The following is a 14,204-nucleotide window of genomic DNA, read 5'->3' on the forward strand; positions in this document are numbered from 1 at the left end:
AAAAGAGTTCAATTGAACTCTTTTTTATTGGCGAAAAATTACTGATAGTAAAAGTAAAAAGACAAGAAGAGCAAAAATAGAAATAATGTAAAATGTGAGAGCAACGCCTATTAAATTTGCCAAAAACACAAAGATAGCTCCACCAAATGGTACTGAAAATGTAAAAATAGTCGTAATTCCTCCACCAATTTTTCCCAAATTTTCCGAAGAAATGTTTTCCATAATGAGCCGGTTGACTTTAGGGCTTGCTTTGGCGGAAATGTAAGCCAAAGCAAAGAGGAATATCAGAGAAAGCAAACCAAAATGAGTCACCAAAGCTGCAAAAAGTGCAATCATCAAAAAGGTAGCAATCATTAATTTGGGAAGTTCCCAATCTTTTAGTTTATCCCCCATAATAAATGAGCCCGCGAGCATTCCTAGCATCAAAACAACGTTGAAAATCATGATAGCCGTCCCGTAACTGACGGGAAATGGATTAAATTTTAACATTGCCAAGCTGGTCAAAGGCCCAATACCCGCCAAAATAAAGTTGATAAAAACTAATGAAAAAACTAACACTAAAAAATTTGATGAATTATTTCCAGTGATAACATCACGAATTTGTGAAAAGCTTTCTTTGATATTAAATTTGAATTTTTCATCAAAATAAACGGTCTTAAAAGTCAAATTTTTTCGGAAAATCAATAAAAAGAATCCACTAAGTAAATATAAAATCCCATTAATCAAAACCACCAAAGAAAAAGACTGGTGAGAAAGAGCCAAAATTGTTACCCCCAAAGGCTGCCCGATAATTTCTATAATAGATGATAGGCCTTGTATTTGCCCAAAAGCTGGTTGTATCTCCTCTGCGTTTAGATTATTTTGTAAAATTGGTGCGCGTAAACCAGATTTATAGCTGGTAATCAGGTCGGTCAAAATTTTCACACCAGCTATGCCAAAAAAAGTGATAAAATTTTTCTCCATCATCAAAAAAATCAATAAAAAGAATAATATCGCTTGAATCCAGCTCGCACGAATCATAAAATTTGCTTTATTTTTTGTTTTATCAGCTAAAAAACCCGTGTAAGCGGCAAATAAAACCGGTAATAACAGGCATATTTCGGCCAACGAAATCATCATTTTTGGATTGGGCAAACTACTCGCATAAATCAGAAAAACAATATTAAATAAACTCGTTCCCAACATAGAAAAAATCGAGCTAGACAGCAAGGAAGTAAATGTTTTATTTTTTCTTAGTAAGTTCATAGTTTTCTCCTTAGCTCTTTGGTAAATTTATATCCCTCATAACCTTTTAAAAAGCTTTCTTCATATCTTTTAGTATAAAAATTATATAGCTTTTTATTTTTAACAAATAACTCGCAAGTTTTTAACTGTTCATCAGCCCAATACAAATATTTTTTATTTCCAGTTTTCTGATAGAGTATTAATAAAAAATATGAAATTCCTGATAACCCTTTCTCAAAATCCATTGATTTTGCAAATTTTACATTCATTCCATTTGCTATTTTAATAATCTGCTTTTCATATTTTTCAAAATTATAGATCAGCAAAAAGAGTGCCAAACCACTAGAGCCATTTAATATGTAGGGAGAGTAATGTTTCCCAGATAAATGTAAAAATGAATCACTTAATTGTGAAAGTAAATATTCAATTTTTTCATTAATTAATTCATTTTTTTCTAAAATTGATAATTTCCACAAATAACCAGTTAAACCATTTAGTCCTAGATGTTCAAATTTATTTTCTTTGATAAATGTGACCAAGTTCTTTGGTTCTTCCAAGTACTCTTTAGAAATATGTAAAAAAATATCTGATTTATAAAAATAAAGTTTTTTAGAAATTTCTAAAGCTTTTTTTGTAGAACTTCCAGTAAATAAATAAATTAATAAGTCAGAAATATTTGTTTCAACTTCAAATCTCTCAAAGATTTTAGCAGCTAAAATAATCGTTTCTTCAAGGCTTCTTTCTTGCTGATTGAACACATTTAATTGCCCAATTAGAAATAAAATCAGCTGACCAACTTTTCTTAGGTCTTTTTCCGTTTCCGTCAATTTTGACCAAATTTTTAAATAGAATCCTTTTGTTTTTGCAGTAACTTTTTCCAATTCATTAAACTTATGAGCAGATTCTAAATCAATAAAATGAATTTTATAAGCTTTGTCAATCAAAAAGTTATCGGGGTGAATATCATCTAAAATTACCATTTTATGATGTGCTTCTCCCAAAATTTCAATTAATTGTTTAATAATTTTTGAAAAAATCACTAATTTATTCTCAGTCAGATTATCAAATAAGGAAAATTTGCTTTGAAATTCTCTAAGTGTTTGTCCATCAATAAACTTATAAACATAATAATGATTAATCCAAGCAGAAAATTTTTCAATTGGTTGTAAAAAATCAGCTGAATTTAACAGCTCACTCATAAAAAATTCGTTTTCGCGTAATTCTTCTGATTTTAAATTCACAAAAGTTAATATATTGGCCCGACTTTCTTTTACAATTATTTTTTGATTTTTTACAGTTCCAAAATAAATGTTTCCTCCATTATTTTGTCGGATAATTTTCGTCAAATCTAAATCATTTAACCTATTTTTTTCATTCATTTCCTTATTTTCTTGATAAAAGGGGTCAGATATCCAAGCCGGTAAATCAAAATACGTTTTTTGAAAGTCTTCCCAAATTTTCCCATTTTTTACGATTGTACATTCATCTATATTTTGAAAAAAACCAAATCGATAAAAAACCGTTTTAGAATTATTAAAATTTCTATCGCTTAAGATATAGACCCCCTCAAATTTGACTAAAATCTCTGATAAATCCACTAAAATCCTCTCAGTAGCCTTTATATTTTCAGGATAAATGGTAAATAATTTTCCACTTTCTGCTGGAGCTGCAGTTTTAGAAATATTTTCGATAAAATCCTCACGAGTTGATAGATATTTATAAAATACTTCTTGTTTTGACAAAAAATTTGTTGCTAATCCAAAAACTTCTTCATAACTTTCAATTGTCGCAGATACGTGAATTTTAAATCCATATTTTGGAAGTTTATAACTTTCTGTTGTGAAATAAGTAAATTTTCCCATAGTTGTTCCTTATAATAAAACCCAAACCTAAAAAGGTCGGGTACACTTAGATTAAACTTCCACAATAGGACAATAAAAGGTAATATTAACATCTTCTTCATTTTCAACTTCTTTAGGAAGAAGATTAAGCTCAATCACTTGTTCTTTCATTTTGAAAACCTCCTTAATTTAATAAATTTATTTTACTGCAAAAAAATATCGATTTTTATCATTTCCTATATATAATAAAAAAATCACAACTTTTGCTGCAATTTTTTTATTTCTTCGCGATAAATTTTTGCTTTTTCTGGCATAAAGAACGCTTCATAAGTTTTTGCAATACGTTTTAAAATGGTAATCGTGGCTTGAATATTACCCGACATTTCATACAAATCTGCTTCTTGTATTGCATATGAAATTCCGATTTCGATATTTCCAATCTGGGGAATCCGGACCTTAAACTGCTCTAAATAATTTTTCACTTTTTCAGTTTGATTATTATGCGACAAAATATAGATTGCATTTCTCAAAATCATCAGAATTAAATTATTATCTAAATTATTTTGCTCTAAAATATTATCCAAATAAAAAACAATGGATTTATTATCAAGTTGCGTTAAGGCAATCGCAAAAAATCGAAGATTTGAGGGTTTCCATTCTTCTATTTCGTAAAAATAATTTTCTAAGATCTCCTGTTCAATTGTCGTCAGACTTTTAACTTTCCCATAATTAATCAGCATAGATTTTAGTGCAATTGCATTTAATTGATGCTGTCTTTCATTCGTTTTTCGATATATTTTTCGTTCATTTTCATACAATTTGACTAATTCATCAATTTTCCCAGCCTGTTCTAACCTTCCAGCTTGCTCAAATAAGAGTGATGAAGCATCATTTGTTAAAATTGCCGAAAATTCATCGATTGAAATATCAATATTTTTAATCAAAGCAAAGAACTTGCCAGTTGTTAAATCACCCTTTCCACGTTCAAAATGCGAAAGTTGTGAAATTGATATAACTCCTTCACTTGCTTTTTCTAATGACAGTCCTTTTTCTTGTCTTAGTTCTCGAAAGATCTTTCCAATTTCTTTATCCATAAAATTATTATATCAGAGAATTCAAAAAATTGAACAAAATCATTTGTTTTTTTACTGACAGAAATTCCTGTCAGTAATTTACATCATCTTTTTAATTTCCCTCAAACACTTTTGCACAAAGAGGTCAGCCATTCCACCAAAATAAGTGCCTTGGAAATTGCGACCGTTGATGACGATTAATTTTTTATCAAGTCGATAAGCCCGAACATACTTGGCCGATTTTCCTAGCTCTTCTTCGTTGAAAATTTCTTCGATTTCGGTTCCTGCATTTTTAAGTAAAATTTTTAAATTACTTACTGACAGACTGGTCAACAAAATATCAGGCTTTAAAATCTGCATAATTTGTGGAAATTTCATTACGAATTGAGATTGTTGACTTTTGGTTAAATTCGGCCAGACTGGCTCTGTTGGAATTGGTGTAAACAAGTCAATATGCAAGGCTCGGTTAATTTGATTTTCAGACTGTTTGTAAGCTGCATCAAAAATTGGAAAAAATTTTGCTAACTGATTGAACCAAGAACTGGGATTATATTCAAAATATTGATTAAGATTTGACTTGTAAATTTCCAGATTTACTGACGAAAGTTCTGTCAGTAATTTTTCAAAACGTTGATTTTCACCAAATTCGGCATAAGATGCATTTTTACTGACGGTCAGTATTTTTAAGTCCGATTTTTCATAGGCTGGTAAATCTCCGAACCATAAAAGTGGCATGCTGTTCGGAATTAAGACCTCAGCACTTTCGGGATTTACTTTTAATTCTTCAAAATCTAACCAAATATCCAAAATCAAATCATTCAATTCATTCTCATTCATCAGTCAAATCCACCCTCAACGTTCACTTGCGCAATCAAATCAGGAAACTCGTCTGCCTTTTTAAAAATTTCAACTGCTTCTTGTCTGGCTACTTCTAAAATATTATAATCATTGACCAAATCTGCCGCAATAAATTCTGGAAGTCCTGATTGACGAAGTCCAAAAATTTCCCCAGAACCACGCATTTTCAAATCTTCTTCGGCTAAAACGAAACCATTTTGCGTCTCTGTCATAATTTTCATCCGTTGTTTTCCTGAATCCGACTTAGGATTTGCCACTAAAATGGCGTAAGATTTTTTTGTTCCCCGACCAACACGTCCTCGTAACTGATGAAGTTGTGATAGTCCAAAACGGTCAGCATCCATAATGACCATGATGGTTGCATTAGGCACGTCAACCCCTACTTCGATTACAGTAGTTGACACTAAAATATCCAATTTTTTAGCCTTAAATTCTTGCATAATTTGGTCTTTTTCATCATTTTTCATTTTTCCATGTAAAAGCCCAATTTTGGCAAATAAACCAAAGTAGTCATTTAATTCCGCAAATAAGGCTTCTGCATTTTTCAGGTCTAGGGTTTCGCTCTCCTCAATCAATGGTGAAATAAAGTAGACTTGAGAATCATTAGCAACCTCACCTTTTACCCAACTTAAAACTTCAGAAAACTGTTCATGTTTAACCCATCTTGTGGTAATGGGTTGACGCCCCTTTGGCAGTTCATCAATAATTGAAACATCCATATCTCCAAAAGCCGTAATCGCAAGCGTTCTTGGAATTGGCGTTGCCGTCATCATTAATACATCTGGATTTTGCCCTTTTTCCCGCAAAATTTTCCGCTGATTGACCCCAAAACGGTGTTGTTCATCTGTAATCACTAGACCTAAGTTATAAAAATCAACTCCTTCTTGAATCAACGCATGCGTTCCCACTACCATGTGCGTATGCCCACTAGCTAAATCAGCTAATATTTTCCGTCTTTCAGCTGCTTTTAAGCCTGAAACTAATAGTGAGATTTGCAACTCAGGAAAGAGTGCCTGTAAATTTGCAAAATGCTGACGAGCCAAAATTTCCGTTGGAACCATGATTGCTGCTTGAAAATTTGCCAGACAAGCCGCATACATTGAAAGCGAAGCGACAACTGTCTTACCAGATCCCACATCACCTTGCAAAAGCCGATTCATGTGGTAAGGAGATTTCATGTCATCCAGAATCTCGGTCAAAGCCCGGGATTGGCCACCAGTCAATTCAAAAGGTAAGTCCGAAATTTTTTTATCAATTTCTTCTTGCTCAAATATAACTTGTAAACCTGCTCGTCCTGATTTTTCTTTATTTTTCAGTGCCTGCAATTTCAACTGAAACATGAATAATTCTTCAAATTTTACACGTCGCAATGCCTGCTTATGAGCTTCCATATCTTCTGGAAAATGCATGGCCAAAACGGCTTCTTGCCTGTTCATCAGACGATATTTTTCTATCAAAAATTCTGGTAAGTTCTCAGGTAATTCTGACAGAAGCCCTGATTCAAAAACTTGATGAATCACTTTGACCAATTGACTTTGTTTCATACCCGCTGTCAAATGATAAACAGGTTCTAATCCATCGTCCACCTGAGCCACAACTTTCATTCCCATCAGTTGTTGCTTTGCCTGTTCCCATTTTCCATAAACCGCAATTTCTTTTCCAACCTCCACTTTATTAGCCAAATAGGGTTGATTAAAAAAACTGACAGCAACGACGGCTTCACCTTCTTTAATTTTAAATGAAAGTCGATTACGTTTAAATCCGTAATACTGAACATTGGCTGGGGTCACTACCGTTCCAATAATCGTTGCTTTTTCTCCGTCAACAAGCTCAAAAACCGAACGACTTGCGAAATCTTCATAACGAAAAGGGAAATAAAGCAGTAAATCTTGAACTGTGAAAATTCCTAACTTATGGAAATTTTCCACAGACTTTGGCCCCACACCTTTTAAAAATTGCACTGAATCTGTTAATTTCATACTTTTATTATACCAAGATATAAGGCTAAATGCTTCAAAAATCAAATATAATTTACTGACAGAGTATTTTATCAGTAAATTTTGCTGATAAATTCTCTGTCAGTAAAAAAAATAATCAGAAAATTTTCTGATTACTTTTTATGCTTTTTTAACAACCGAACCCTTCAAACTAATCGCTCCAAATCCTGGAATTTTTGAATCAATAAAATGTTCATTTTTCCCTTCTGGATTGATACGAATGTTTTTCACTTTTGTACCCTGTTTAATTGGTTTTGGCATTCCTTTAACCGGCAAATCTTGTACAATGACAAGATCATCCCCAGTTTCTAACTCATTTCCTAGACTATCAAGGACAATAAATTTTCCAGCTGCTTCAATTTCTTCAAGCGTAAATTCATTCCCACATTCAGAACAGCCAAAGCTCGTATCTGATAATTCATAAGTATATTCACTTGAGCAATGAATACATTTTGGTGTCTCCATTTTTTCTCCTTTATAAAATAAAAAAACCAGCCCGAAGACTGGTTTTTATACCGTTAAAATCGGAAAATTATTTAGCGATTTTAGCGAAGTATGCAAGTGTACGAACAAGGTTTGAAGTGTATGACATTTCGTTATCGTACCAAGATACAGTTTTAACAAGTTGAGCTCCGTTAGCTGAAGTAACTTCAGTTTGAGTAGCATCAAAGAGTGAAGAGTTTGAGATACCAACGATATCAGATGAAACGATTTGGTCTTCGTTGTAACCAAATGATTCATTTGAAGCAGCTTTCATAGCTGCGTTGATTTCGTCAACTGTAACTTCTTTATCAAGGATAGTAACAAGTTCAGTCAATGAACCAGTTGGAACTGGTACACGTTGAGCATGTCCTTGAAGTTTACCTTGAAGTTCTGGCAACACAAGACCGATAGCTTTAGCAGCACCTGTTGAGTTAGGTACGATGTTTTCAGCTGCAGCACGTGCGCGACGGAAATCTCCACCACGGTGTGGGCCATCAAGAGTCATTTGGTCACCAGTGTAACCGTGAACTGTAGTCATTGTACCAACTTTGATACCGAATTGTTTGTTCAAAGTATCAGCCATTGGAGCAAGACAGTTAGTTGTACATGAACCAGCTGAAATTACTGTTTCAGTTCCATCAAGTACTTCGTGGTTAGTGTTGAAAACGATTGTTTTAACATCTGATCCACCAGGTGCAGTGATAACAACTTTCTTAGCACCGTTAGCGTGCAAGTGTTGTTCAGCTTTTTCTTTAGTTGCGAAGAAACCAGTTGCTTCAAGAACGATTTCTGCACCAACTTCAGCCCAGTTGATGTTAGCTGGGTTAGATTCAGCAGTAACTTTAACGAATTTACCGTTAACTTCAAAACCACCATCTTTAACTTCAACTTTACCATCAAAACGACCTTGAGTTGTATCGTATTTAAGCAAGTGAGCAAGCATTGCTGGATCTGTCAAGTCGTTGATTGCAACAACTTCAACACCTTCAACATTTTGAATACGACGGAAAGCAAGACGACCGATACGACCGAAACCGTTAATACCAACTTTAACTACCATTAGTAGTTTCCTCCTTATAGGGATTAGATTTTATAAAAGGCAAACCTTTTAAATTGACTAAGTTAACAATTTAACTTACTCTTTTATTTTAACACTTTTTTTAAAATTTGCAAACATAAACTACCTTAGAAAGCGCTCTACAAAAGCAAATGAACTCCCCTTCTCCTGAAAGCGGTTAACATTAAAAAAGCTAATACTTTTGGCAATAATCTTTGACTTTCCACCTAAAAATATGACTAAAAAAATTACTGAGCAGGCTGTCAGTAATTTTTATTCTTATTTTTTTCCAAATAAGCGCCCAAAAAAGCCTTTATTTTCCGTTGTTTTCAACTGTTCTTGTAAATCAGTGAAAAATTGATTTTGATCTGTCAAAGCTTTTTCCATTAATTCTTGCTGTTTTTTGATCTGTTCATCTTTTTCAGCGATTTGTGCATCTTTAACATTTATTTGTTGATCTTTAGAGATAAGTTGACTATTCAAACGCTCAATCTCAGCGTTTTTGTCTTTCATCAACGCACTAATCATTTCATAAGCTGCAGATGTTGCATCATCTGCTTTAATGGCAATCTCAGAACCTTTGTCAGTATTTTCTTCTAAAACTTCGGCCTTAGCAGTGACTACTTTTCCATATAAACCTTCAAGTTCATGGATTCCTTCGGCATTGACGACTGTTACATTTTTCTCATTTTTTTCAACAAATTTAGTATCTAGCGATTTTACCCGTTTATTCATCGCTTGGCGAGTGACTCCAAAAAGCTCTGCCAATTCACTTACTGTTTTAGTTTTCATATCATCAATAATACCATATTTTCGGCTAATTATACAGACTTTTGTAAAAATTTTATTTGTATATCGTTAAGAGAATTATTAAAAATATATTATAATTAAATTATAATGTAATTTCCCAAAAGAAAGGACTGACAGATATGAAATATAAAACAGAAGCCATTGAAAATATAAAAAAGTTTTATGATATTAATGCGAAAACTGGGCTGAGTCCAACTCAAGTCACAAACTCTCGCATCAAGTATGGCCACAATAATTTTGAAGATCAAAAAGGACCTAATTTTCTCCAAAAACTTCTCCACCATCTTTTAGAAGTTATGAATATCATCCTGATTTTGGTCGGCCTCCTCTCTGCATATTTAGCATATATCAGCAACGGAAACTATACCAAGACAATTGTTGTTCTCCTTATTGTCATCATTAATATTTTCATTTCCATTTTTCAAGAAAACAGGGCAGAAAACGCCCTTGCTGCCCTAAAAAAACTCTCTTCTCCCACTTCGACCGTTCTTCGCTCTGGAAAGCGTCAGACCATCCCTTCAAGCGAGCTGGTCTGCGGTGACCTTATTGAACTGACCGCCGGCGTGCAAGTCGGTGCCGACATTCGCCTTCTTACAAGCAATAGCCTCCAAGTTGACGAATCATCACTGACAGGTGAATCCGAACCAATTGATAAGAATGCTGACCTTGAAATCACTGATGAAGTTCCTTTGGGAGACCAACTCAACATGGTTTTTTCTGGAACAAATATCCTTAACGGAACAGCCGAAGGAATTGTCGTAGCAGTTGGTTCTAAATCGCAAATGGGTCAAATTGCAACACTCATCGGCGAACAAATCAAAGGAAAAACGCCACTTCAAAAACGAATTGATAAACTTGCAAAACGTTTAGCAATTATAGCCTTTGCTGCCGGAATTTTGATTTTCGTCATCAACCTTTTATATGCTAATGTTCCTCTAGTTGATAATTTAATGACTGCCGTTGTTCTCGGAGTTGCTGCTGTTCCAGAAACGCTTCCAGTTATTGTAACTCTCAGTCTCATTTATGGTGTGGAAAATATGGCTCAGAAAAAAGCTATTATCCGAAACGTTCCTGCCGTTGAAACTCTTGGAAATGCAACAGTCATCGCTTCAGATAAAACGGGAACCTTAACCCAAAATCAGATGACCATACAAAAACTCTGGTTGTCTGGACAAGATAGTTGGCCTGGAGGCCAACTATCAAACTCAGAAATCACTCTTATCCAAAACTTTGCTTATGCCTCAAATGCTAGTGCTCAACTCATTGATGGTGATTGGGAAGTCCACGGTGATCCAACCGAAGCAGCAATTATTCGCTTCTTAATCACTCACAAACTCTATCAGCCAGAAAAGGCACCCAAACGCCTCGCTGAACTCCCTTTTGATAGTTCACGTAAGAAAATGACCGTTGTCATTCCTCACCCTAAAAATAACGAAAAATATCTCGTACTGACCAAAGGCGCTTTTGATAGACTTGCACCAAGCAGTCAACATCAAAGTCAGCACCCTTCACTCTTTACTACTGAAAACCCTTCAGAACAGCTGAGTTCTTCAAATGACCTATTAAATCAAGCACAAAAAATACATGATATTTTTGCTGACCAAGCCCTACGTGTTCTTGCTCTTTCTTACAAAATCATCGATAAAATCCCAGAAGATTTAACTGAATTAGAAAATAACCTTACCTTTCTTGGAATCGTTGGCATGATTGACCCTCCACGCTTAGAATCAAAAGCTGCCGTTCAAGAAGCTAGAGCAGCTGGTATTAAACCAATCATGATTACAGGGGACCACGCGCTTACAGCAAAAGCAATCGCTCAACAAATTGACATCTATCGTGACGGAGATAAAGTTGTTGATGGACTGACGCTTAAATCAATGACCGATGATGAACTTAGCCAAATGATTGAACAAATTTCGGTCTATGCCCGAGTAAGTCCTGAAGACAAACTTCGTATTGTAAAAATCTGGCAAGAAAAAGAACAAATCGTCGCCATGACAGGAGACGGGGTCAATGACGCACCCAGCTTAAGAGCTGCCGATGTCGGAACTGCAATGGGAATAGCCGGCACAGAAGTTGCCAAGTCTGCATCTGATATCATTCTTGCTGACGACAATTTTGCAACCATTGTCGCCGCTATTCGTGAAGGACGTCGTGTTTACACCAATATCAAAAAAACAATTTATTACCTTCTCTCAGCAAACGTAGCTAAAATTCTAACAATGCTCATTGGAGCAATTGTCGGTTGGGGAATGCCTTTTACAGGAATTCAACTCCTTTACATCAATGTCCTTGCTGATGGAATTCCCGGATTTGGACTTTCACGTGAAAAAGCCGACAGTCATATCATGGAACAGCCACCTGTTGGAGTCAAAGAAAGTATCTTCTCAAGAGGAGTCAGCTGGCGCATCGCCATTTGTTCCACTGCATTCATCATTACTGCTCTAATTGGTTTTTATCTCGGTAGGTTTATTGAAATCGCTGGATTGACACCCAACCATCAACTCGGGCAAACAATGGCCTTTGTGATACTAACCCTTGCTTCTACGATTAATGTCTATAACGCTAGAAGTAATGAATCTCTCTTCACAAGAGGAATTACAACTAATAAAATGATTTTTGGTACCACATTATTGTCACTAGGAATAACCGTTCTCTTTACAAATGTTCCTATTTTGATGAATATCTTAGAAGTTGCTCCATTATCAATGACACACTGGCTAATAGCTATCATCTTAGCTTTAATCCCAACTCTTGTCATTGAAATTACAAAAGTGATTCTTAATAAACAAGGGAAAAAATTTATTGGCTAAAAGAAAGGCTCAAAATAATTTGAGCCTTTTTATCTGTTCACTTATTCATGGAATTCTACAACCATCTTCACCACTTTATCATAAGAGTCTTGACAGCCATTTTTCACCCAATTTCCTAAAACATAAAATAAACCAGCAGCCATAAAATCGTTCCAAAATTTTTGATTTGTCCCTAGATAATCAGCCCAAGTCGTTGTTTCATTATAAAAAATAGTCATCTTTTGGGCAAATACCTGAAAAACCAGCGAATAATAATTCCCCTTGACAGCTTTTTCTATTTCTTCTTCTTGCTCAACAAATAGTCCCACCAACTTCTCACTTAAAATAAGTGAGTTAATACTTTCTAGCTCCAAAAGTTCTTTAAGAAATTTATCATAGATTAGCTCAAAATACTCTAATACGACTTCTTCCTTATTTTTGAAGTGCCGATAGAAAGTCATCCGACTCACCCCGGCTTTTTTGCAAACTTCTGTCAATGGCAATTCATTGATTGTATATTTCTCTAAACACAACATCGTTCCTTCAATAATAAAGTCATGAAAATCTTGATATTGCTCTTTTCGCTTCATTTCTGTTACACTTTCATTTTGTTGTCACTTTTAAAGACAAACCGTCCAAAGTTAATTGTAAAAGTTCTTTTTTGCTGTTACACTTGTATCACATAAATATTATAACACAAAGGAAAATTTTATTATGTCAAATCAAGAACCAATAGCAAACTACAAATTTAATTATAAAACAACAGCAAATAAAGTTATGAAAAATATTAATCTTTCAGGAAAAACAATCATCATCACTGGTGGGTATTCTGGTATTGGTTTAGAGATGACCAAACAACTTTCACGTGCTGGAGCAAAAATTATTATCCCCGCCCGAAGAATGGAGGTAGCCAAGAAAAATTTATCTAAAATAAAAAATATTGACATTCTTCCCCTTGAGCTCACCAATCCAAAAAGTATTCATCAATTTGCCGAAAGTTTTTTGCAAAATAATTCAAAACTAGATATTCTTATTAATTCAGCTGGATTAATGTACCTTCCTTTAAAAAGAGATTCTCGAGGAATAGAATATCACTTTGCCACAAACCATCTAGGCCACTATCAATTAACAATGGAACTTTTACCCGCTTTAAAAAATGCAAAAAACTCAAGAGTTATAAATTTATCCAGTCGTGCTCAACAAATGACACCATTACTAGAAGATTGGAATTTTGAAAAAATAGAAAACTACAGTCCCCAAATAGGCTATCAACAATCTAAAACTGCCAACGTTTTATTTTCAATAAAACTAGATGAACTAGGAAAAAAATATGGAATTAGAAGTTTTGCCGTCCACCCTGGCATGATTCCAATGACAAATATTGGTCGTCAAAATTCACCTATTATCCCTTGGCTCCGCTACCTAGCCGACTATTTTAAATTAATTCATATCCCCGTATTTTTTAATGCACTTAAATCCGGCTTTGACCGAAGTAAATATCGCTATTTAAAAACAATAGCTCAAGGTGCCGCAACACCTCTTTGGGCCTCAACAAGCCCTGATTTAGAAGGTAAGGGTGGGCTTTATTGTGAAGACCTTAATATTGCCAGACTTATGACATCAGAAGAAGCTAATAATTTTTCTGGAGGCTTACGTCCGCATGCAGTAGACCACAATGACGCAGATAGACTTTGGCAGATTTCAAAATATATAACAGGTCTGGATTTTGAATAAACCCTTACTATAAAATAAAACTGACCTATTTATAATAGGTCAGTTTATCTATTTTTTTAGTAGATGAAACTTATTATACATACTACGTTTGATTAAATAATAGCAGTTATATTAAAAATGTTCAAACTTCTTTGACATGTTATTGATCAAGTGCTAATATTATGCTATATATTCAAAATAGTTTGAATATATAGTTTTTTATAACAAAGGAGATGCATATGAAGAAGAATTTAAATGAACTTCAAAAATTTATAGTGATGAACCTGCAACACTCACTAAAAATTTTTATAAGAGAACAGCCATGATTTTAAAAAAATACAAAATTAACCCGAATT

At 34.2% G+C, this 14,204-nt stretch carries 11 protein-coding genes; 2 read left to right on the forward strand and 9 right to left on the reverse strand.

The genetic code is table 11. From position 1 onward, the window contains the following. Positions 1-24: 24 nt before the first annotated feature. The 8 genes from LLA01S_RS01185 to LLA01S_RS01220 form a co-directional block, all read right to left on the reverse strand. On the reverse strand, positions 25-1,245 hold the full coding sequence (locus LLA01S_RS01185; RefSeq protein WP_021164810.1) for an MFS transporter: 1,221 nt from the start codon (positions 1,243-1,245) through the stop codon (positions 25-27). Further along, a complete protein-coding gene (locus LLA01S_RS01190) occupies positions 1,242-3,086 on the reverse strand; it encodes a class III lanthionine synthetase LanKC N-terminal domain-containing protein (RefSeq protein ID WP_014573438.1) in 1,845 nt (614 codons plus the stop codon). Before LLA01S_RS01190 ends, LLA01S_RS01185 begins: the two co-directional genes overlap by 4 nt. 233 nt (positions 3,087-3,319) lie before the next feature. After that, positions 3,320-4,159 carry a helix-turn-helix domain-containing protein gene (locus tag LLA01S_RS01195; protein WP_061777703.1) on the reverse strand — a complete coding sequence of 280 codons (840 nt, stop codon included), beginning with the start codon at positions 4,157-4,159 and terminating at the stop codon, positions 3,320-3,322. 78 nt (positions 4,160-4,237) lie between these two features. Next, on the reverse strand, positions 4,238-4,975 hold the full coding sequence (locus LLA01S_RS01200; protein WP_061777704.1) for a hypothetical protein: 738 nt from the start codon (positions 4,973-4,975) through the stop codon (positions 4,238-4,240). Then, positions 4,975-6,975: an ATP-dependent DNA helicase RecG gene (gene recG / locus LLA01S_RS01205; RefSeq protein ID WP_061777705.1), complete on the reverse strand. Its 2,001-nt coding sequence runs from the start codon at positions 6,973-6,975 to the stop codon at positions 4,975-4,977. Before recG ends, LLA01S_RS01200 begins: the two co-directional genes overlap by 1 nt. Positions 6,976-7,113: 138 nt before the next feature. After that, positions 7,114-7,458: a zinc ribbon domain-containing protein YjdM gene (locus LLA01S_RS01210; protein ID WP_015082981.1), complete on the reverse strand. Its 345-nt coding sequence runs from the start codon at positions 7,456-7,458 to the stop codon at positions 7,114-7,116. 67 nt (positions 7,459-7,525) lie between these two features. Continuing rightward, positions 7,526-8,536: a type I glyceraldehyde-3-phosphate dehydrogenase gene (gene gap, locus LLA01S_RS01215; RefSeq protein WP_011677291.1), complete on the reverse strand. Its 1,011-nt coding sequence runs from the start codon at positions 8,534-8,536 to the stop codon at positions 7,526-7,528. A 276-nt stretch (positions 8,537-8,812) separates the two neighbouring features. Next, a complete protein-coding gene (locus tag LLA01S_RS01220; RefSeq protein WP_011836159.1) occupies positions 8,813-9,325 on the reverse strand; it encodes a DUF536 domain-containing protein in 513 nt (170 codons plus the stop codon). Positions 9,326-9,462: 137 nt separating this feature from the next. Here LLA01S_RS01220 and LLA01S_RS01225 point away from each other — a divergent pair, with 137 nt between their 5' ends. Further along, complete coding sequence (locus LLA01S_RS01225) at positions 9,463-12,156, forward strand: cation-translocating P-type ATPase (protein ID WP_061777706.1); 2,694 nt, start codon at positions 9,463-9,465, stop codon at positions 12,154-12,156. Positions 12,157-12,197: 41 nt separating this feature from the next. On the opposite strand, the gene LLA01S_RS01230 is transcribed toward LLA01S_RS01225, so the two are convergent. Beyond that, entirely contained in the window at positions 12,198-12,725 is a 528-nt protein-coding gene (locus tag LLA01S_RS01230) for a TetR/AcrR family transcriptional regulator (RefSeq protein WP_011677294.1), read from the reverse strand. A gap of 124 nt (positions 12,726-12,849) precedes the next feature. Here LLA01S_RS01230 and LLA01S_RS01235 point away from each other — a divergent pair, with 124 nt between their 5' ends. Then, the gene (locus tag LLA01S_RS01235; protein ID WP_061777707.1) at positions 12,850-13,869 is read left to right on the forward strand and encodes an SDR family NAD(P)-dependent oxidoreductase; all 1,020 of its coding nucleotides are present in this window, start codon (positions 12,850-12,852) and stop codon (positions 13,867-13,869) included. Positions 13,870-14,204 lie beyond the last annotated feature (335 nt).

This window comes from Lactococcus cremoris subsp. cremoris NBRC 100676 (assembly GCF_001591705.1).
In the GTDB taxonomy this organism is placed as follows: Bacteria; Bacillota; Bacilli; order Lactobacillales; family Streptococcaceae; genus Lactococcus; species Lactococcus cremoris.